Annotated in this window: 2 protein-coding genes (1 of these 2 only partly in view); both read right to left on the minus strand. The window is 69.9% G+C overall.

The genetic code is table 11. The features are described 5' to 3' along the window. Positions 1-17,700, minus strand: a complete 17,700-nt coding sequence (locus ACZ9GA_RS14620) for an amino acid adenylation domain-containing protein (RefSeq protein ID WP_476226467.1) — start codon at positions 17,698-17,700, stop codon at positions 1-3. Next, a protein-coding gene (locus tag ACZ9GA_RS14625; RefSeq protein ID WP_457361997.1) for a non-ribosomal peptide synthetase crosses the window boundary here: on the minus strand, positions 17,697-23,341 show its 3' portion. Its footprint extends 3,811 nt past the window's final position; 5,645 of the gene's 9,456 nt are visible here — the last part of the coding sequence; the start codon falls outside the window, past its right edge; it ends in the stop codon at positions 17,697-17,699. The genes ACZ9GA_RS14620 and ACZ9GA_RS14625 overlap by 4 nt, the downstream gene beginning before the upstream one ends.

Consider the following 23,341-nt stretch of genomic DNA (forward strand, 5'->3'; position numbering starts at 1 on the left):
TCAGGACGGGCTGCGCGCCAGGGCCACGGCCTGGCCGTCGAACCACCATGCGGCCAGGCTGTACACATGCGGCGCCTTGAGCACACTGAAGTGATTGCCGGGACCGTCCCAAGGCACCAGTTGGGGCAACACCTGCTGCCAGCGGCTGAGCATCGAGGCCTGTTCGCGCTGGTTGCCGGCGCTGTCCAGCACCGGGTCCGCCACCAACACCAGGCTGGCGGGCCCGTCGTAACCGCCCTGGGGGCGATACGGCGTGCGCAGGGCACTGGCGAAGGTCCGGGCAATGGCCTGCAGCGCCTGGGGCGCCATGCGCGGCGGCAACAGCTCGGCCTTGACCATGGCCCCATGCAGCAGCGTCAGCTGCGCGGCATCATCGGCCTCGGCAAACACCTGGGGTGACAGCCCCAGGCGTTTGCCGCTGGCCAACTGCAGCGACTCGAGCAAACGCTGCAACGCCTGGGTGGTGGTGTAAGACCTGCCGTCACCGGGCCCCTCGCTGTCCACCAGGGTCAGCGACAACACCTGCCGACCGCGCGCCTGCAGGCGCACCGCCATGGCATGGGCCACCCACCCGCCAAACGAGTGGCCCACCAGGTGCAGGGGACCGTCCGGGTACAACGCGTCGATGGCCTTCACGTGGCAATCGGCGGCGGCCTCGACGCGGCTATGGGGCACCGCCTGGCCCACCAACCCCCGGGGCTGTATCCCATACACCGGCCAATGAGCCCCCAGTGCCTCCGCCAGGCCAATGAAGCTGGTGACACTGTCGCCCGCCCCCGGCACGCAGAACAGCGGCGCCTGGCCGGCCATGCCACTCTGGATCGCCAGCACCGGCTGATAGTCGGCCACCGACGGCGGCGCGGCGGGCGCCTGCATTGCCGCCTCCAGCGCCTGGCCCAGGGCGCGGCCCAGTACCTGGACGTGGGGCGCCTGCATCATGCTCAGGTGATCACCCGGCACGCTGATGGCGTGCAACTGCTCGGCGGCCACGTGCGCCTCCCAGCCCAGGACGGCACTGCCGTTGGCGCGCAGTGCATCACGCTGCTCGGCGCAGAACAGGTGCACCGGCACAGGCAGCGGCTCCACACGGTAATGGGCCAGGGCATGTCCGTGGGCCACCTCGCGGGCCAGGTAATCGCGTACCTGGGCATCCGAGGCCTCGGCCAGCTCCTGGTAAAGCAAACCTTGCTCGCGGCACTGGCGCAACACCTCGTCAAAACCGCTGGCATCACCGGCCAGCAGTCGCAGGCTGGCCCGCTGTGCCTCGTCCTGACAGTACCCGGTCAAATGGCCAACCAGCTGCCGCGACAACAGGTCCGTGCCCTGCCAGCGCGCCTTGCCCTGGTCAATCAGGCGTGGCGCGTAGGTGTCGATCAGGCCAAGAAAGGCGACCGACTGGTCCATACCCAGCAATTGCGTGGCCACCTCATACGCCAGCACCCCGCCGAACGACCAGCCGGCCAGGCGATACGGCCCCTGCGGCTGCTGCTGGCGAATGTGCGTCACCAGGCGTGCCGCCAGGCCCTGCAAGGTATCGGGCTGCGGCTGGCCCAGTGGCACGCCGACCAGGCCGTACACCGGATAACCGTCCGGCAGGTGCTGGCCCAGTACCGGAAAATAGGCGTCCAGGCCGGTGAAATCGTGAATCAGGAACAGCGGCGGCTGGCTGCCGGCGGCGCGCACCACCGTCACCGGCGGCGCCTCATCGCCGGCTTGCTGGGTGTGCAGCCAGTGCGCCAGGTCGGCGACACTGGGGTGGCGGAACAGCTCGGCCAGGGTCACGTTGAGGTCCGCCTTGCGCAGCAGGCTGACCAGGCGGATGGCCGACAGCGAATGGCCGCCCAGCTCGAAGAAGTTATCGTGGCGGCCCACCCGTTCCACGGCCAGCAGCGCGGCCCAGATCTGCGCCAGGCGCGCTTCCAGTTCACCCACCGGGGCCTGGTACTCGCGGCTTGGCAATGCATCCACGCCCGGCGCCGGCAGCGCGCGGCGGTCGACCTTGCCATTGGCGGTCAGCGGCAGGGCCGCCAGGCGCACAAAGGCGACCGGTACCAGGTAATCGGGCAGCCGCGCCTGCAATTGCTGACGCAAGGCGGCAATGTCCGGCGCCGGGCCCTGGTGGGTAAAGTACGCCACCAGGCGTGGGTCGCCCTGCTCCAGCACCTGCGCCACCACCACGGCCTCAAGGATCCCCGGGCAGTGCAGCAAGGCCTGTTCGGCCTCGCCTGGCTCGATGCGCACGCCACGGATTTTCACCTGATCATCATCGCGCCCCAGGTAGTCGAGGTTGCCATCGGCCAGCCAGCGGACACGGTCGCCCGTGCGATACATGCGCGCGCCCGCTGCCGGGTTGAAGGGGTCTGCCACGAAACGCTCGGCGTTCAACTGGTCGCGGTTCAGGTAGCCGCGGGCCACGCCTGCGCCGCCCACATAAAGCTCGCCGGCCACGCCCAGGGGCACCGGCTGACGATGTTCGTCCAACACATACAGGCGCGCATTGGTGATGGGCTTGCCGATGTGCAACACACCGTCCACGCTGACCTCCCCGGAGCTGGCGACCACCGTGGCTTCGGTAGGGCCATAATTGTTGACCACCCGGTAACCCGGGTCGCGGTTGAACTGCCGTAGGCGGTCGCCGCCGATCAGCAGCGTGCGCAGCGTGGGGTGGCGCAGGCCGTGGCTGAAGGCGTATTCGGCCACCGGCGTGGGCAGGAAAGCCACCTGCAACGGCTGCGCCCGCCACCAGTCAAGCAAGGCGTCCAGCTGTTCGTTGCCGATGTCGGCCGGTGGCAGGTGCAAGGTCGCCCCGGCGCACAGGGCAGGCCAGACTTCCCAGGCCATGGCGTCGAAGCCAAAGCCGGCGACACTGGCGGTGTGGCTGCCGGCGCGCAGGTCGAAGGCCTGGCAATGCCAGTCCACCAGGTTGTTGACCGTACGGTGCTCCACCATCACGCCCTTGGGCTGCCCGGTGGAGCCGGAGGTGTAGATCACGTAGGCCAGGTGTGCCTCGGTCAGCCCCGGCACGCTCGGGTTGCCGTGGGCCGGTGGCCACGTCGGCGTGTCCTGGACGATGACAGGCACACTGAGCGCCGGCAGGCGTGCGGCCAGGTCCTGCTGCGTGATGACCGCGGCCGGCAGGCTGTCGGCCAGCAGGTACTGTAGGCGCTCGTCGGGGTGCGCCGGGTCCAGCGGCACATAGCCGGCGCCCGCCTTGAGCACCGCCAGCAGGCTGACCAGGGTGTCCAGCCCGCGTCGGGCCAGCACCGCCACGCGGTCATCCGGGCGCACGCCCTGGCTGATCAGGTGCTCGGCCAGGCCATTGGCGCGCTGGTTGAGCGCGCCGTAGCTCAAGGCCTGATCGCCCACCTGCACGGCGGTGGCGTGCGGCCGCTGGGCGGCCTGCTGCTCGATGCGCCGCGCCAGGGTCTGGCCCGTGGCATACGCGGCGACATTGGCGTTGAAGCCTTCCAGCAGTTGCTGGCGTTCCTGCGGCGCGATCACGTCGATGGCCAGCAGCGACACCTGCGGGTCCGACGCCAAGGCATCGGCGAGGCTGGCCAGTGCCTGCGCAAGGTAGGCGCAGATGCGCCGGGCGTCGATGCCCGCCGTGGTCAGAGCGCTCAACTCGAAGCCCTCACCACGATCGTCCACGCTCAGGGTCAGCGGGTAGTTGCTGCGTTCCTCGGCCCGCAGCAGCTCGATCCCCTGCCAGGCCGCCTGGGCGCTGGCGTCGGCAGCCGGGGCGCTGTGGCGGTAGTTGAGCAGTGCGCCAAACAGCGGCGCGCCGGCCGGCAGGGCGCTGCAGCGCTGGGCCAGGGCCAGTGGTGCATGCTCGTGGGCCAACAGCCCGGTCAGGCGCCGATGGGTGTCCAGCAACGCTTCGCGCAGCGGCCGGTCGCCCAGGTCCAGGCGCAGCGGCAAGGTGTTGATGAACACCCCCAAGGCACGTTCCATGCCTTCGCCGCCTTGCAGGCGACCCAGCAGCACGGTGCCGAACACCACCTGCTGGCGGCCGCTGAGCTGGCCCACCACCTGGCCCCAGGCCAGGTGCATCAGGCTGGCCGGGCTTACGCCCCACTGCCGGGCCTGTTCACGCAGGCGCCGACTCAGGGCTGGCGCCAGCGGCAGACGGGCCTCGTCCGGCTGGCCGTGGTCGGCAGTCGGCGCGATGCCATACGGCAGGGTCGGCTCGTCGATATCGGCCAGTTGGGCGCGGAAAAACCCTTCATGGGCCGCTCCGCCCAGGCCGTGCAGGGTCTGCGCCACGTAGTTGCGATACGGCACCGGCGCCAGCAAGCGGTCCTGCTGCCCCAGCAGCACGTGTTGCAGCTCGTGGGCCAGCAGCTCCAGGGCCATGTGGTCGAGGATCACGTGATGGAAACACAGCACGGCCACCCGCCGGTCGCTGGCAGGTGCCTGGGCGTGCAGCACGCGCAACAGCGGTGCCTGGCCCAGGTCCAGGGCCGGCGGCTGTTCCAGTTCGTCCAGTGTCACCGCCCGCGTGACCAGCGGCGCCTGCCGCCACACCACCTGCACCGGGGTTTCCAGACCGTCCCAGAACAGCGCGGTGCGCAAGATGTCGTGGCGGGCAATCACCTGTTCCAGCGCCTGGCAGAACGCCGTCAGCCGGGAAGGGTTATCGAAGGCGAAGCGCACCTGCAATTGATAGGGGTCGTCCGCGCCCGCGCTGAGGTGATGGTAAAAAATGCCCGCCTGCAACGGCCCCAGCGGGTAGATATCCTGCACGTTGGCTGCACCGCCTGGCACCCCGGCCACCAGGCGGTCGATGGCCGTCTGGTCCAGGGCCACCAGCGGCAGCATGTCCGGGGTGATGCGCGGGCAATGTTCGGGGATCAGGTTGGCCGGGGCCAGATGGCCGGCCGCCGCTTCCACGCTGGCTGCCAGCGCGGCCAGGGTCGGCTGCGCGAACAGCGTGCCGACGTCCACTTTCAGGCCCAGCTCCCGCAGGCGCGACACCAGCGTCACGGCCAGCAGCGAATGGCCGCCCAGCTCGAAGAAGTGGTCGTTGCGCCCTACCCGCTCCACCTGCAACAACGTGGCCCAGACCTGGGCCAGCACCTGCTCGAGGTCCGTTTGCGGGGCTTGGTAGTCGTGGCTGAACAACGCCTCGCGGTCCGGGACAGGCAACGCACGACGATCGACCTTGCCGTTGGCGGTCAGCGGCCAGGCCGTCAGCCGCACAAGCGCGGTAGGCACCATGTAGGCCGGCAAGCGCGCCTGCAGGGCGGCGCGCAAGTCATCGACCCTGGCCGGGCCGCTGAAGTAGCCGACCAGCCGCGGCTGCCCTGGCTGGTCTTCGCGGGCCACCACCAACGCCGCTTCCACGCCGGGCAACTGGCCCAGCAGGCTGTCGATTTCGCCCAGTTCGATGCGCACCCCGCGCACCTTCACCTGGTCGTCATTGCGCCCCAGGTATTCCAGGGTGCCATCGGCGTTCCAGCGCGCCAGGTCGCCGGTGCGGTACAGGCGTGCGCCCAACTGCGCCTGGAACGGGTCATCGATAAAGCGTTCGGCGGTCAGCTCAGGGCGATGCAGGTAGCCGCGCGCCACGCCCGCGCCGCCCACGTACAACTCACCACTGACGCCCTGGGGCACCAGTTGCCGGTGGGCGTCCAGCAGGTAGACACGGGTGTTGCCCACCGGCTTGCCGATGTCCAGCCGCCCACCCGGCCACAGCCGGCCCGATGTCGCTACCACGGTGGCCTCGGTGGGGCCGTAGTTGTTGATCACGGCAAAGCCCGGGTCCTGCGGGAACCGGCGCAAGCGGTCGCCGCCGATCAGCAGGGTGCGCAGCGTCGGGTGCCGCAGGCCCTGGCTGAAGGCGTGCTCGGCCACCGGTGTGGGCAGGAAGCTGACGTCCAGCGGCTGCGCTTGCCACCAGGCCAGCAAGCCATCGATGTGTTCGGCGCCGTCCTGGGCGGGCGGCAAGTGCACCGTGGCCCCCACGCACAGGGCCGGCCAGATTTCCCAGGCCATGGCATCGAAGCCAAAACCGGCGACGCTGGCGGTGTGGCTGCCGGCGCGCAGGTCGAAGGCCTGGCAGTGCCAGTGCACCAGGTGGTTGAGGCTCTGGTGTTCCACCATCACGCCCTTGGGCTGGCCGGTGGAGCCGGAGGTGTAGATCACGTAAGCCAGGTGCGCCGGGGTCAGCCCAGGCACCTGCGGGTTGTGCGCCTGGGCGGGCCAGGTAGGCCGGTCCAGGGCGATCACCGGCACCTGCAGCACCGGCAGGCGCTGGCACAAAGCGTGCTCGACCAGCACCGCCACCGGCGCGCTGTCGCCCAGCAGGTAGTGCACGCGCTCATCCGGGTGTGCCGGGTCCACCGGCACATAGGCGGCGCCCGCCTTGAGCACGGCCAACAGCGCCACCAGGGTCTGCAGGCCACGACGGGCCACCACTGCCACGCGATCGTCGGGGCGCACGCCCTGGGCGAGCAAATGATGGGCCAGGGCGTTGGCACGCTGGTTCAGGTCGGCGTAGGTCAGACGTTGTTCACCCGCCTGCGCCGCCACTGCGTCGGGATACTCCAGCGCCCGGGCCTCGATCTGGGCATGCAGTGTGTGCCCCTGGGGCATGGCCACGGCCGGGGGGTTGAAGGTATCGAGCAACTGCCGGCGCTCGGGCTCCGCCACCAGCGCGGCCTGGGCCAGCGGCGCCTGGTCATCGGCCACCAGCGCGCGCAGCAGGCATTGGAAGTAACCCACCAGGCGATGCACTCGGGCTTCATCGAACAGCGCCGTGGCGTATTCCAGCGTGCCGACCAGGGCCTGGCCCTGTTCACCCAGGTTCAGCGACAGATCGAATTTGGCCACCTGCACCGCCTGCTCCTGCACCGTCACCACCAGCTCGTCCAGGTGCGGCAACTGCACCTGGCCCGGCAGCCAGTTCAGGGTGGTCTGGAACAGCGGTGCGTGGGCCAGGCTGCGCGCCGGACGGACGATTTCCACCACCTGCTCGAACGGCAAGTCCTGATGGGCCTGGGCCGCCAGCACCTGGGTGCGGACCTGGGCCAGCAGCGCTTCGCCGCTGGCGTGCGGATCGACCTGGATGCGCACCGCCAGGGTGTTGACGAACAACCCGACCATGGCCTCCAGCTCCACCCGGCCGCGGCCGGCCACCGGGCTGCCGATGACCACGTCAGTCTGCCCGGACAATCGCGCCAGCACGCTGGCCCAGGCGCTCATCAAGGTCATGTACAAGGTGGCGCCGTGACGTTGGGACAAGGCCCGCAGCCCCGCGGCCAGCGACGGTTCAATGTGCACCGCGACACTGGCACCGCTGAAATCCTGGCGCGCCGGACGCGGCCGGTCAGTGGGCAGCATCAGCAAGGCCGGTGCCCCCTCCAGCGCCTGCTGCCAGTAGGCGGCCTGTGCCTGCAGGCGCTCGCCGCTCAGCCAGCGGCGCTGCCAGGCGGCGTAGTCGCCGTAGCTCAGTGCCTGGGCCGGCAGCGGGTTGGGCGCGCCCTGCCTGAAGGCGGCGTACAGCGCCAGCAGCTCGCGGGTCAGCACGGCCATGGACCAACCATCCGCCGCAATGTGGTGCAGGGTCAGCGCCAATACGTGATGCTCATCACCCACCTGCATCAGTTCGGCCCGCAGCAAGGGGCCCTGGCTCAAGTCGAAGGGCCGGGCGCTCAGCTCGGTCAGCCGCCCGTGCAAGGCATCGGGCTGGTCGCGCAGGTCGTGGCAGTGCAGCCCGCCTTCAACGCCCTGCGCCAACGTCACCCATGCACCTTCGTCGACGGCCGCGAAGCGGCTGCGCAGGGCTTCGTGGCGCTGCACCAGGCCATCCACCGCCAGCCTCAGCGCGGCCACGTCCAGTGGCCCGCGCAGCCCCAGCGCCAGGGCAATGGTGTAGGCCTGGCTGGCGCCGTCGATCTGCGCCAGGAACCACAACCGCTGCTGTGCAAACGAGGCCGGCAGCGGTTGGTCGCGCGGCACCGCGACGATCTCCGGCAGTGCGCTGCGTTCGCCACCGGCCACGGCGCGGGCGACGGCCGCCAGTTCACCCTGGGCGAACAGCTCGCCCAGCGGCAGTTCGATACCCAGTTGCTGACGCACCTGCGACACCAAGCGCATGGCCAGCAGCGAATGACCGCCCAGGTCAAAGAAGTGGTCGTGACGCCCTACCCGTTCCACTTGCAGCACCTGGGCCCAGATCTGCGCCAGCGCGGTCTCCAGTGCGCCCTCGGGGGCCACATAGCGGTGCTCGAACAGCGCTGAACGCTCGGGGCGCGGCAAGGCGCGGCGGTCCAGCTTGCCGTTAGCGGTCAGTGGCAGCGCCGCCAGTTCCACGAACGCCGCCGGCACCATGTACGCCGGCAACAGCCCCTGCAGGCTGGCACGCAAGCTGGCGGGGGGCGCCGCCTGCTGCCCCGGCTGCACCGTGTAATAGGCCGCCAGCATCACGTGCCCGGGTTCATCCTCGCGGGCCAGCACCACGGCTTCGTTGATGCCCGGCAAGCCATGCAGACGGCTGACGATCTCGCCCAGTTCGATGCGAAAGCCACGGATTTTGACTTGGTCATCGTTGCGGCCCAGGCAGTCGAGCAGGCCGTCATCAGCCCAGCGGCCCAGGTCGCCGGTGCGGTACATCAGGGCGCCGGGACGATCGCTGAATGGATCAGCCACAAAGCGTTCGGCGCTCAGCGCCGAACGGTTCAAGTACCCCAGGGCCACGCCGTCACCGCCGATGTACAGCTCACCGGTCACCCCCGTCGGCGCCAGGCGCCCGTGGGTGTCCAGCACGTACACCGTGGTGTTGCCGATCGGTTGGCCGATGGGCAGCGTCAGCGCGCCCTCGGCCACCGCACGCACCGGGAAGGTGGTGGCGAACGTGGTGGTTTCGGTGGGGCCGTAGGCATTGAGCAGTTGCAACTGCGGCGCCCGCGCCAGCAAGGCCTGGAAGGCCACCGGGTCGGCAGGCTCGCCACCGGTGAGCAGTACCCGCAGGCCTGCCAGCGCATCGGGGCACAGTTGCGCGTACTGATTGAACAGCGCGGTGGTCATGAACAACACGCTCACCTCACCCTGGCGCAGGGCCTGGCCGAAACGTTCGGGCTGCACCAGGGTGTCGTGATCGATCACCCGCACCTGGCCGCCGTTGAGCAGCGCCCCCCACACTTCCAGCGTGCTGGCGTCGAAGGCCGGGTTGGAGGCAAAGGCGAAGCGGTCCTGGGCGTCAAACTCGGCGTAGCCATTGTTCAGCACCAGCCGGACGATGCCACGGTGGGCGATGCGCACACCTTTGGGCATGCCGGTGGAGCCGGAGGTGTACATCACGTAGGCGGTGGTGTCGGCATCCTGGGCCAGGCCAGGGTTATCGCTGGGCTGATCGGACAGCTCCAGCGCGTCCAGGTCGATGCGCCGGCACGCCAATTCGGTAGGCGTGGCGCTGTGGCTGAGCACCGCCACGGCCTCGCAATCCAGCAGCATGTAGCCCTGGCGTTCGGCCGGGGCGCTGGTGTCCAGCGGCACATAGGCCGCGGCGCATTTGCTGATGGCCAGTTGGCCCACCAACAGCGCCAGCGATCGCGGCAGCAGCAGCGCCACATGGTCGCCGGGCTGCACGCCATGGGCGATCAAGTAATGCGCCAGGCGATTGGCCTGGGCGTTCAGTTCGCCATAGCTCAGGCGGGTGCCCTCGTGCACCGCGGCCAGCGCATCGGGTTGGCGATGCGCCCATTGCTCGAACAGCTGGTGCACGGGCGCGCGCGGGTAAGCGCGGGGGCCAGGGTTGAACTGCGTCAGCAAGCGCTGGCGCTCTGCCTGCGGCACCACCTGCAACTGCTCCAGCGCCAGGCTGGGCTGGGCGGCCAACGCGGCCACCAGGTCCGCCACGGCCTTGTGCAAGTACTCACCGATGCGCTGCGGGTCCAGCCCGTCGGTGGCCTGGACCGTCAGGCTGAAGCCCTGGCCCAGGTCGTCGACGCTGATGCTCAAGGGGTAGTTGCTGCGCTCCTCGGTGGCCAGCAGTTCGATGCCCTGCCAGGCTTCGCCCTGGGCGTGCGCGGCGCTGCCATGGCGGTAGTTGAGCAACGTGGTGAACAGTGGCGCGCCCGCCGGCAGGCCGCTGCAGCGCTGGGCCAGGGCCAGTGGCGCGTGCTCGTGGGCCAGCAAGGCCGTCAGGCGTTGCTGGGTAGCGCGCACCGCGTCGGCCACGGCAAGGCCGGCCACCTCCAGGCGCAACGGCAGGGTGTTGATGAATACCCCCAGGGCCCGCTCCACCCCTTCACCGCCGTGCAAGCGGCCCATCAGCACGGTGCCGAACACCACGCTGTCGCGGCCGGCCAGTTGCCCCAGCACCTGGCCCCAGGCGAGGTGCCAGAGGCTGGCGGCGCTGACGCCCCAGTGCCGCGCCTGTTCACGCAGGCCCCGGGCCAGGTCGCCATCCAGCGTCTGCCGCGCCTCGCGGGGCAGGCTTGCCAGCGTGGTCGGTAACCGATCGTAAGGCAGGGTCGGTTCGTCAAGATCGCCCAGTTGCTCACTGAAGAACGCGGCCTGGGCGGCCTCATCGGTCCCTTGCACCACGTGGGCGATGTAGTTGCGGTACGGCACCGGCGCCGTCAGCTGTTGCGCCTGGCCCAGCAGCAGTGCTTGGAGTTCATGGCTGAGCACCTCCAGCGCTACGTGGTCCATGATCACGTGGTGGAAGCGCAGCACGGCCAGGATCGGCTGCTGTCCGGGCCCATCGGCGTGCAGTAGCTGCAGCAGGGGCGCCTGGCTCAAATCCAGCCCCGTGGTGCTGTCCAGTTCGGCCAGCGGCACCGAGCGCACCTGCAGCGGCGCCTGGCGCCACACCACTTGCACCGGCGTCGCCAGCCCCTCCCAGAACAACGAGGTGCGCAGGGTGTCGTGGCGGGCGATCACCCCCTCCAAGGCCTGGCAGAAGGCAGCCAGGCGGTCATGGTCGGCGAAGGCAAAGCGCGCTTGCTGCACGTAGGGGTCTTGGTCACCGCCACTCAGGTGATGGTAGAGAATGCCCGCCTGCAAGGGGCCCAGCGGGTAGATATCCTGCACATTGGCAGCACCGCCCGGCACCTGGGCAACGATGCGGTCCAGGGTCGCCTGGTCGAGGCTGACCAAGGGCAGCAGGTCGGGGGTCAGGTGCCTGCAATCGGCGGCGATGCGGTTCACCGGCACCTGGGCGTCAACCAGCTCCCCCACGGCGGCGGCGAAGGCGGCCAGGGTGGGTTGCGCGAACAGCACGCGGATGTCGGCGTTCAGCCCCACCTGGCGCATGCGCGCCAGCAAGGTCACCGCCATCAGCGAGTGCCCGCCCTGCTCGAAGAAATGATCCTGGCGCCCTACCCGTTCAACCTTGAGCAACTCGGCCCACAGCTGCGCCAGGGTGGCTTCGGTGGCCCCCTGGGGAGCCTGGTAGTCCCGGCGTACCAGGGCTCGGGCGTCGGCGGCCGGCAGGGCCTTGCGGTCGAGCTTGCCGTTGGGGGTCAGCGGCAAGGCATCAAGCTGCACGTAGGCGGCCGGCACCATGTAGTCGGGCAGCACGCCGTGCACATGGGCGCGCAGTTCGGCGATATCCAGCACAGCTTGCGCCTGGCGTGCGGTGACGTAGGCCACCAGGCGTTTGTCGCCCAGGCCATCGCCCTGGGCCACCACCACGCACTCCTGCACGCCGGGCGCGGTGGCCAGGCGCGCCTGGATCTCGCCCAGCTCGATGCGCAGGCCACGGATTTTCACCTGGTCATCGTTGCGCCCCAGGTATTCCAGGGTGCCGTCGGCCAGGTAGCGCCCCAGGTCACCGGTACGGTACAGGCGGCCCTTGCAGAACGGGTCATCGAGGAAGCGCTCGGCGGTCAGCTGCGGTTGGTTGAGGTAGCCGCGCGCCACCTGCACGCCGCCAATGTACAACTCCCCGGCCACGCCCAGCGGCACCGGCTGGCGGTGGGCGTCGAGCACGTACATCCGGGTATTGGCAATGGGCGTGCCGATGGGCGTGTTATCCGGGATGCTCGCCAGCGGGCCGTTGCAATCCCAGGCCGTGACGTCGACGGCCGCTTCGGTGGGGCCGTACAGGTTGAACAGCCCGCTGTCCGGCCACTGCTGGCGGAAGCGCCGCACCAGCGACCCCGGCAGCGCCTCGCCACTGCACATTACCCGGCGCAGCCCGGCATGGCCCGGCGCACCGTGGGCCAGGAACAGGTCGAGCATCGAGGGCACGAAGTGCAACGTGGTGATGCCCTGCTCGGCGATCACCTGGTGCAGGTAGGCCGGGTCACGGTGGCCGCCGGGGCGGGCCATGATCAGCCGGGCGCCGGTGAACAGCGGCCAGAAGAACTCCCACACCGACACGTCGAAGCTGAACGGGGTCTTTTGCAGCACCCGGTCGGCAGCGTCCAGGCGGTACTGCTGCTGCATCCACAGCAGGCGGTTGACCACCGCGCCATGCTGGTTCATCACGCCCTTGGGCCGGCCGGTGGAGCCGGAGGTGTAGATCACGTAGCACAGGTGCTCAGGGCTGACGTCGGCACGCCCGGGGTTGCCCGGCGGCTGGTCGAGCAACCCCTCGCGCTGGGCATGCTCGGCATCGAGCAACAGCAGCGGCGCCGCGTCAGGCGGCAACAGGCCTTGCAACGACTGCTGGCTGAGAATCACTGCCGGGGCACTGTTTTCCAGCATATAGCTCAGGCGCGTGGCCGGGTAGTCCGGGTCCAGGGGCACGTACGCGGCGCCGGCCTTGAGAATGCCCAGCAAGCCGGCCACCATGGCCTGGCCACGCTCCAGGCAGATCGCCACGCGGTCGTCGGGGCCTATGCCCAGGCCGATCAGGCGGTGCGCAATGCGGTTGGCCTGCTCGTTGAGGGCCTGGTAGGTGAGGCTGCCGTGCTCGTCCTGCACCGCCACGGCGGCGCCGCAACGGGCCACCTGGGCTTCGAACAGGCTGTGCAGGGTCAGGCCCTGGGGATACTCGACGGCGGTGGCGTTGAACCCTTCCAGCAGTTGCCGGCGTTGCCCGGCGTCCAGCAGGTCAACGCTGGCCACGCTGGCCCGGTCATCGGCGACCATGCCGCGCAGCATGGCCTGCAGATAACCCAGGCAGCGCTGCACGGTACTCTCATCGAACAAGGCGGTGGCGTATTCCAGGCTGCCCTGCAACTGGTCGTCGATCTCGGCCAGGTCCAGCAGCAGGTCGAACTTGGCCGCGCCATGGGCCGGTTCCAGGTTTTCCACGCTCAGTTCGCCCAGCGCCAGCGGCCCGTGGCCAGCGCCCTGCCAGGCCAGCATCGCCTGGAAGACCGGCGTATGGGCCAGGCTGCGCTCGGGGCGCAGCACTTCCACCACTTGTTCAAAGGGCAAGTCCTGGTGGGCCTGGGCGGCCAGCACTTGCTGTTTGACTTGCTGCAGCAGTGCCGCCACCTGCGGGGTAGCCGCCAGGTCGATGCGCACGGCCAGGGTGTTGACGAAGAAGCCGATCAGTTGCTCGACCTGCGCGTGGCGGCGGTTGGCCGCCGGGGTGCCGATGACCACATCTTCCTGGCCGGCCAGGCGGCCCAGCACGGCGGCCCACGCCGCCAGCACGGTCATGAACAGCGTGGTGCCGTGGCGCTGGCTCAGGGCCTTGAGGCTGTGGGTCAGCGGCGCGTCGATCACCAGCGCCAAGCGCTGACCACGGTAGTCCTGCTGTGGCGGACGCGGGCGATCAGTGGGCAGGGCCAGTACGCTGGGCGCACCGGCCAGGGTCTGTTGCCAGTACTGCCCTTGTTGCTGCACCACCTCGGCGGTCAGCCAGCCCCGTTGCCAGTGCGCGTAGTCGGCGTATTGCACCGCAAGCGCCGGCAGTGGGTCCGGCGCGCCCTGGCGGAAGGCGTGGTACAGCAGGCCCAACTCCCGGGTCAGCACACCGGCCGACCAGCCGTCGGCGATGATGTGGTGCAGGGTCAACAGCAGCGCGTGGTCACCCTCGCCCATGCGCACCAGGCGGCCGCGCGCCAGCGGGCCGTGCGCCAGGTCGAAGGGCGCCGTGGCTTCCTCCAGCGTCAGCGCCTGCAACAGGCGTTCGGCATCCGGCTGGCCGGCCAGGTCCTGCTGGCGCAAGGCAAAGCCTGCGTCCGCCGGGGCAATCCGCTGCTGCGCTACCTCATCCGGCCCCAGTACAAAGGTGGTACGCAACGCTTCATGCCGGGCGACGATGCGGTCCAGCGCCCGTGCCAGCGCCACCGGGTCCAGCGCACCGCGCAGGCGCAGGGCAGCAGGAATGTGGTAGGCGCTGTGCTCGTCACCCAGTTGCGCCAGGAACCACAGGCGCTGCTGGGCAAAGGACAAGGGCAGAGGCTGCTCGCGCGGCACCGCCACGATCGGCGAGTGCACCGCGCCCTTGGCCTGGGCCAGCACCCCTGCCAGGTCGGCCAGGCGCGGCTGGGCGAACAACTGCGCCAGGCTCAGGTCCACGGCCAGGCGTTCACGCACCTGGGACACCAGGCGCATGGCCAACAGCGAATGGCCGCCCAGGTCGAAGAAGTGATCCTGGCGCCCTACCCGCTCCACCTGCAGCAACTGGGCCCACACCTGCGCCAGGGCTGTTTCCACCTCGCCCTCGGGCGGCTGATACCCTGCGCCGGCCAGGCTGTCGTGGCCAGGCGCGGGCAATGCACGGCGGTCGACCTTGCCGTTGGCGGTCAGGGGCCAGGCCGCCAGGCGGATGAACGCGGCCGGCACCATGTACGCCGGCAAGCGCGCTTGCAGCGCCGCGCGCAAGGCCTGGTCGTCCTGGGCTGCCGTGTCGGGGGCGTGGATGCAGTAGGCGATCAAGCGTGGCTGGCCCGGCACGTCCTCGCGCACCAGCACCAGGGCCTCCTCGATGCCGGGCAACTGGCTCAGTTGTGCCTCAATTTCACCCAATTCCACGCGCACCCCGCGCAGCTTCACCTGGTCATCGTTGCGGCCCAGGTAATCCAGGGTACCGTCGGCGTTCCAGCGTGCCAGATCGCCCGTGCGATACATGCGTGCCTGGGGATCGGCGCTGAACGGGTCGGCCAGGAAACGCTCGGCACTCAGTTGCGGGCGGTTGAGGTAACCGCGCGCCACGCCCGCGCCGCCGACGTAGAGTTCGCCGGCCACGCCCAGGGGCACCAGTTGCTGGTGTGCGTCCAGCAGGTAGCCCTGGGTGTTGTCGATGGGCTTGCCGATGTGCAGTGCACCGCCCGGCAGCAAGGCACCGGACGTCGCCACCACGGTAGCTTCGGTGGGGCCATAGTTGTTGATCACCCGCACACCCGGGTCATGGTTGAACTGGCGCAGGCGGTCACCGCCTATCAGCAGGGTGTGCAAGGTGGGGTGGCGCAGGTCGCGGCTGAAGGCGTATTCGGCCACGGGCGTGGGCAGGAACGCCACGTGCAGCGGCTGCGCCAGCCACCACTCGAGCAAGGCGTCGAGCTGTTCGTTATTGACCTGGGCCGGCGGCACATGCAGCGTGGCCCCGGCGCACAGGGCGGGCCAGACTTCCCAGGCCATGGCGTCAAAGCCAAAGCCGGCGACGCTGGCCGTGTGGCTGCCGGCGTGCAGGTCGAACGCTTGGCAATGCCAGTCCACCAGGTGGCTGACGCTATGATGTTCCACCATCACGCCTTTGGGCTGGCCGGTGGAGCCCGAGGTGTAGATGACGTAGGCCAGGTGCTGCACGCCCAGGCCGGGCACCTGGGGGTTGTCCTGGCGCTGGGGCCAGGTCGGCTGGTCGAGGTTCAACACCGCCACGCCCAGGTCCGGCACCCGCTGGCGCAAGGCGAGCTGGGTCAGCACCACCCGCGGCTGGCTGTCGTCCAACAGGTAACGCAGACGCTCGTCGGGGTGCGCCGGGTCCACGGGCACATAACCGGCGCCGGCCTTGAGCACGGCCAGCAGCCCCGTCAACGTCTCCAGGCCACGGCGCGCCAGCACGGCCACCCGGTCATCGGGGCGCACGCCCAAGGCGATCAACTGGTGGGCCAAGGCGTTGGCCTGCTCGTTCAGGGCCTGATAAGTCAGGCTGTGCGGGCCTACCTGCACAGCGATGGCCTGGGGCGTCAAGGCGGCCTGCCGTTCGATGCGGCCGTGCACGGTCTGGGCACTGACCGGGGTGCGGTGTTGGCCCTTGAAGGTACGCAGCAGTTGGGCGCGCTCGCCAGCCGGCAGTACCGACACCGCGCTGACCAGGGTGTGCGGTGCCTGCTCTAACGCTTGCAGCAAATGCTCCATGGCGCAGGCCAGGTATCCGCACAAGCGGTGGGCATCAATGCCGGCGGCGGCCTGGGCGCTGAAGCCGAACGCGTCGCCCAAATCGTCGACGCTCATCACCAGGGGGTAGTTGCTGCGCTCGCGCGCCTGCAGCACCTCGATGCCCTGCCAGGTTTCACCCGCCGCCTGTACGCCGGCGCTGTGGCGGTAGTTGAGCAAGGCATTGAACAACGGCGTGGGCGCCGCCACGCCGCTGCAACGCTGGGCCAGCGCCAGGGGCGCATGCTCGTGGCGCATCAGCGCGGTGAGGCGCTGGTGGGTGCGGCTCACGGCGCTGCGCACGTCCTGGCCTTGCAGGTCCAGGCGCAGCGGCAAGGTATTGATGAACATGCCCAGCGCGCGCTCGGTGGCCTCGGCGCCCAGCAGGCGGCCCATCAGCACCGTGCCGAACACCACGCTGTCGCGGCCGGTAAGCCCGGCCAGCACCCGCGCCCAGCCCAGGTGGAACAGGCTGGCGACGCTGACGCCCAGGCTGCGCGCCTGGCTGCGCAGGCGCTGGCCCAGCACGTGGTCGAGGGTGACGCTGTGCTCGCTGATCCCCTCGTCACCGCTCAGGTCCTGGCGATCGTAAGCCAGGGTCGGCTCGTCGAGGTCGCCTAGCATGTCGCTGAAAAACGCCTCGTGTTCTTGCTCGGTGACCCCCAACAGCGCCTGGGCCACGTAGTTGCGAAACGGCACGGGGCTGCCCAGTTGTTCGGCCTGCCCCTGCAGGCAGGCGTGAATTTCCTGGCGCACCACCTCCAGGGCGCTGTGGTCCATGGCGATGTGATGGAACAGCAGCGTGGCGCGCACCGGCCCGCCGTCCAGGTCATGGCCGGGCACCAGGCGCAACAGCGGCGCCTGGCCCAGGTCCAGGCGTGCCGCGGACGCCAGCGGGCCCACCTGCAGCTCGGCGTGGCGCCACACCACCTGCACCGGCGTGGCCAGGCCCTGCCAATGCACCGAGGTGCGCAGGATGTCATGCCGGGCGATCACCTGGCGCAGGGCCTGGGCAAAGGCGTCCAGCCGGCTGCGGTCGGCAAAGGCGAACTGCACCTGCATCACGTAGGGGTCGGCGCCCTCGGCGCTGGCATGGTGGTAGAGGATGCCCTGCTGCAAAGGCGCCAGGGGGTAGATGTCCTGAACGTTGGCAACACCGCCCGGCACGCTGTCGACCAGACGGTCTATTGTCGCCTGGTCGAGGCTGACCAGGGGCAGCATGGCCGGGGTGATGCGCGTGGCCGCAGCATCGATGCCATTGGCCGGCACCGCCACCCGCCCCCGCGCGCCGGCCTGGTAGCCGCCTTGCTCGATCAGGGCCATCAGCGCCGCCTTGTGGTCGCGCAGGTGCTGCACCAGGCCGTTGTCGCTCAGCGCGCGGCGGTTGCCTTGCACCACCAGTTGCCCGTCCTTGATCGACAGGTGGATGCCGTGGGCCGATAGTGTGGCCAGCAGTTCAGTGATGCTCACAGGGTTATCTCCATGCTCTCTGTGATGGCGGCGTAAGCGGCCAGCGTGGGGTGCTCGAACAGGGCGCGTACGTCGGCCTCCAGGCCTTCCTGACGCAGGCGGGCGGTGAGGCTCACCGCCAGCAGCGAGTGGCCGCCCAGTTCGAAAAAGTTGTCATGCCGCCCTACCCGCTCAAGGCCCAGCAGTTCGGCCCACAACCGGGCCAGCAAGGCCTCGGTGTCGCCCTGGGGGGCCGCGAAGGCACGGGCCAGGCCGGCGTCGGCGCCCGGTATCGGCAGCGCCTGCCGGTCGAGCTTGCCGTTGGGGCTCAACGGCCAGGTGTGCAGGTGCACGAACAGCGCCGGCACCATGTAGTCGGGCACCTGGCTGGCCACCTCGTGGCGCAGGGTGTCGACCGGCACCGGCGCGCCGCTGTAGTACGCCACCAGGCGTTGGCCACCGGGCAGATCGTCGCGGGCCATGACCACGGCCTGCTCGATGCCCGGCTGACGCAGCAGGCAGGCCTGGATATCGCCCGGCTCGATGCGCAGTCCATTAACCTTGATCTGGTCGTCGTTGCGGCCCATGAATTCCAGCAGGCCGTCTGCGCGCTGGCGCACCAGGTCGCCACTGCGGTACAGGCGCTCGCCCGCATTGAAGGGGCTGGCGATGAAGCGCTCGGCGTCGGCGGCCGGCAGGCTGCGGTAGCCGCGGGCAACGCCGGCACCGCCAATGTGCAGGTGGCCGACCACGCCCAGGGGCACCGGCTGGTCGCCGCTGTCGAGTACGTACAGGCGGGTATTGGCGATCGGCCGGCCAATGGGCAATGTGCCGGCGGGCACCGGCTGGTCCGGCGCCAGGCTCCACACGCTGCAATCGACGGTGGTTTCGGTGGGGCCGTAGACATTGTGCAGGCGCACGCCCGGCAAGCGTTGGCGCACCTGGCAGGCCAGGGCGTGGGTCAGCTCGCCGCCGCCGCAGACGATGTCGGTCAGGCTGGTGCACACGGCGCTGTCCTCAAGGTCAAGGAATTGCTGCAGGAGCACTGGCACGAATTGCACCACGCTGATGTGCTGATGCTGGATAAGCCGCGCCAGGTAGGCCGGATCGCGCTGGCCGTCGGGCCGCGCCAACACCAGCGGTAACCCGGCGCACAGCGGCCAGAACAGTTCCCACACCGAGGCATCGAAGCTGAGCGGGGTCTTGTGCAGCAGCGCGCCGTCGCGGCCCACCGGGCACAGGTCGCAGGCCCACTGCACCAGGTTGACCACGTTGCGATGCTCCACCATCACCCCCTTGGGCGTGCCGGTGGAACCGGAGGTATACATGACGTACGCCAAGTGGTGCGAGGCCAGGCCGTCGACCTGGGGGTTGCGGGTGCTGTGGTGTTGCCAGACGTCATCGGCCAGGTCCACCTGGGCAACCGCTGCGCCACCGAGCAAGTCGCGGGTGCTGGCCTGCACCAGCATCGCCACCGGGGCGCTGTCGGCCAGCATGCCGCGCAGGCGTTCCAGCGGGTAGCCGGGGTCCAGCGGCACGTAGGCGCCACCGGCCTTGAGAATGGCCAGCAGGCCGACCACCATGGGCAAGCCGCGCTCCACGCAGATGGCCACGCGATCATCGGCGCGCACGCCCTGTTCGATCAGGTGGTGGGCCAGGCGGTTGGCCTGATCATTGAGTTGGCGATAGCTGAGCTCGCCATGCTCGTCACGCACGGCGATGGCCTGGGGCGTGGCGGCGGCGCGGGCTTGGAACAGGCCGTGCACCGTCTGCCGTGCGTCCACCGGCCGGTCGCTGGCGTTGAAGGCCTGCAACACTTGCTGGCGCTCTGAGGGCGGCAGCACCGGCAGGTGCAGCAATGGCAGGTCGGGCTGGGTGTGCAAGGCCGCGGCCAGGGCCTCCAGGCTTTGCAGCACATAGCCGACAACCCGCGTGGCGCCGACCTCGGCCGGCGCGCTGACGATCAGCCGCAGGTCGTCGCCCAGGTCATCGATGTCCAGACTCAGGGGGTAATTGCTGTGTGTGGCGCAGGGCTCCACCTGCACGCCTTCCCAGGCGTTTTCACGGGCGTCCTGGCGGGCCTGGGCCTGGGCATGGCGGTAGTTGAGGATGGCGCTGAACAGCGGCAGCGGCGCCGGTACGCCGCTGCAGCGCTGGGCCTGGGCCAGCGACGCATGCTCATGGGCCAGCAGCGCGGCCAGCCGGCCATGGGTGGCGCGGGCGCCGTCGCGCACGCCCACCCCTGCCAGGTCCACGCGCAGCGGCAAGGTGTTGATGAACATGCCCAGGCCGCGGTCCGCGCCGGCCCCGGCTTGCAGACGGCCCAGCAGCACGGTCCCGAACACCACCCTTTGCTGGCCGGTGGCGGCCGCCAGTACGCGGGCCCACGCCAGATGCATCAGGCTGGCGACGCTGACACCCAACTGCCGCGCCTGGCTGCGCAAGGCACGGGTCAGTGCCGGGGGCACCGGCTGTTGCGCCTGTTGCACATGGCCCTGCAAGCGGCGCACGCCGAAGGCCAGGGTCGGCTCGTCGACGTCGCCCAGTTGCGCGCGGAAATACGCCTCGTGCTCTGCCTCACGACCCGCCAGGCGTGCCTGGGCCACGTAATGGCGGTACGGCACTGGCGGGCGTGGGTCGCCCGGCACGCCCTGGAGGGCGGCCAGCAACTCTTCACGCACCACGTCCAGCGAGGTGGCATCGAGCACGATGTGATGGAACAGCAGGGTCGCGGCGACCGTGCCGTCATGCTCCACGCAATACACCAGGCGCATCAGCGGCGCCTGGCCCAGGTCGATCTGCGTCACCTGGGTGGCCGCGGCATCCACGACCTGCTCCACCGGCAACGGCGCCGATCGCCACACCACCTGCTGCGGTATCTGCAGGCCCTGCCAGGCGATGGCGGTACGCAGGCTGTCATGGCGGGCGATGATGCCCTGCAGCGCGGCGGCCACGGCCTGCAGCCGCAGGGGGCTGTCGAAGCGCAACCGCAGGTGCAGCAGATAGGGGTCATGCCCCTCGGCCGTCAGGTAATGATAAAGGATGCCTTCCTGCAAAGGCGCCAGCGGGTAGATTTCCTGCACGTTGGACGCGCCACCGGGCACGGCGGCAACGATGCCATCGATGACCGCCTGGTCCAGCTGGGTCAGGCTCAGCAGGTCCGGTGTGATGTGCGCGCAGCCCGCCGGCACGCGGTTGGCCGGCACCGCCACCTCACGGTCGCTGCCCACCGACGCCGCCAGTGCGGCGACACTGGGCTGGCCGAGCAGCACCCGCACGTCGACACCCAGGCCCGCCATGCGCAAGCGTTCCACCAGGGCCACCGCTAGCAGGGAGTGGCCGCCCAGCTCGAAAAAGTTGTCGTGGCGGCCTACCCGCTCCAGGCCCAGCACCTGCGCCCAGATCGCCGCCATGGCCTGCTCCAGCGGGCCCTGCGGCGCCTCGAAGGGGCGGCTGGCCAGCGCGCTCGGATCAGGGTCGGGCAGTGCCCGGCGGTCCAGCTTGCCGTGGGGGGTCAGGGGCAGGCTGGGCAATTGCAGCAACGCCAGCGGAACCATGTAGCCAGGCAGGCGCTCACGCAGGGCCTCGCGCAACGGCTCGGTGGCCTGCGGCCCGTCGGCGACGAACCAGGCCAGCAAGCGGTCGCCGCGCACCAGCACCACGGCCTCGCGCACCCCGGGCTGGGCTGTCAGCGTCGCTTCGATTTCGCCGGGCTCGATGCGCATGCCGCGAATTTTCACCTGGTCGTCGTTGCGCCCCAGGTAGTCCAGGGTACCGTCGGGATTCCAGCGCACCAGGTCGCCGCTGCGGTACAGGCGAGCGCCTGGCCGCTCGCTGAACGGATCGGCGACGAAGCGCTCCTGGGTCAGCTGTGGGCGATTGAGGTAGCCCCGGGCCACGCCTGCCCCGCCGATATACAGCTCGCCCGCCACGCCCTGCGGCACCAGCTGGCGCTGCGCGTCCAGCACATACACGCAGGTGTTGGCGATGGGTCGGCCAATGTCCAGGGCGCCGCCTACGCGCAACGCGCCGGAGGTGGCGACCACGGTGGTTTCGGTGGGGCCGTAGTTGTTGATGACGGCAAAGCCTGGGTCACGGTCGAACTGGCGCAGGCGATCGCCGCCAATCAGCAGGCAGCGCAACGTCGGGTGCTGATGCGGCCGCGCCAGGGCCTGCTCGGCCACCGGCGTGGGCAGGAAGCTCACCGCCAGCGGCTGCTGCAGCCACCAGTCCAGCAGTTCATCGACATGCTCGTTGCCGATAGCCACCGGTGGCAGGTGCAGCACCGCCCCGGCGCACAGCGCCGGCCAGGTTTCCCAGGCCATGGCATCAAAGCCAAAGCCGGCAACGCTGCTGGTGTGGCTGCCCGCCCCCAGCGCGAAGGCCTGGCAATGCCAGTGCACCAGGTTGGCCAGGGTGCCGTGCTCCACCATCACGCCCTTGGGCTGGCCCGTGGACCCCGAGGTATAGACCACATAGGCTAAATCCGAGGCCTGGATGCCCGGCACGTCCGGGTTGGTGTCGGCCTCGGCGTACCAGGCGTCGCGGTCCAGGTTGACCTGCCGCTCCGTGCCGAGCCGGGCACTGCTGGCCGCGTCGGTCAGCACCAGGCGCGGCGCGCTGTCCTGCACCAGGTAGGCGATACGCTCCTGGGGGTAGCCGGGGTCAATCGGCACGTAGGCGGCGCCGGCCTTGAGCACGGCCAGCAACCCGGCCACCCGTGCCGGCCCGCGCTGCAAGCACAGGGCCACGAGGTCGCCAGGCTGAATGCCCAGGCCGATCAAATAGTGCGCCAGGCGATTGGCCTGCTGGTTGAGGGCGGCGTAAGTGAGCACCCGATCGCCCTGCACCAGCGCCGGCGCATCCGGCGTGCGCGCCACCTGGGCTTGCACCAGCGCGTGCACGGTGTGCCCGGTGGCGAAGGACTGGGCCGTGGCGTTGAAGTCGTGCAGCAAGTGCCGTTGTTGTTGCGCGGTCAACAGCGGCAGGTCCGCCAGCGCCACCGGACGCGCTTGCTGCAGGGCAACCACCAGGCGCGCCAGGGTGGCCTGCACCCAGCCGCAGATGCGTTCGGCGCCCATGCCGGGCGCGGCCAGCACCTGCAGGTCGAAGCCTGCCCCCAGGTCATCGACGCTCAGGGTCAGGGGGTAGTTGCTGCGCACCTCGCCGCCCATCACCCGCACCCCTGGCCATTGCACGGCCTGCACCCCAGCGCTGTGGCGGTAGTTGAGCAAGGCACTGAACAACGGCGCGCCCGCCGGCAGGCCGCTGCAGCGCAGGGCCTGGGCCAGGGAAGCCTGCTCGTGGGTCAGCAGTGCGGTCAAGCGGCCGTGCACCGCTTTGACGGCTTCGCGCACGCTCAGGTCGGTGTCGACCCGCAGCGGCAAGGTGTTGATGAACACGCCCAAGGCCTGGTCGGCACCTTCGCCACCTCGCAGGCGGCCCATCAGCACGGTGCCGAACACCAGGTCACGACGCCCGGCCAGCACCGCCAGCACCCGCGCCCAGGCCACGTGCAACAGGCTGGCGGCGCTCACGCCCAACTGCCGTGCCTGCTCGCGCAGGCGCAGGGCCAGGTCGGCGTCCAGGCCCTGGCGCACTTCCTCGATGTCATGGCCCTCGCCGCGCACATCGTGCTGCTGCAACGGCAGGGTTGGCTCGT

The organism is Pseudomonas sp. TE3644 (genome assembly GCF_056278815.1).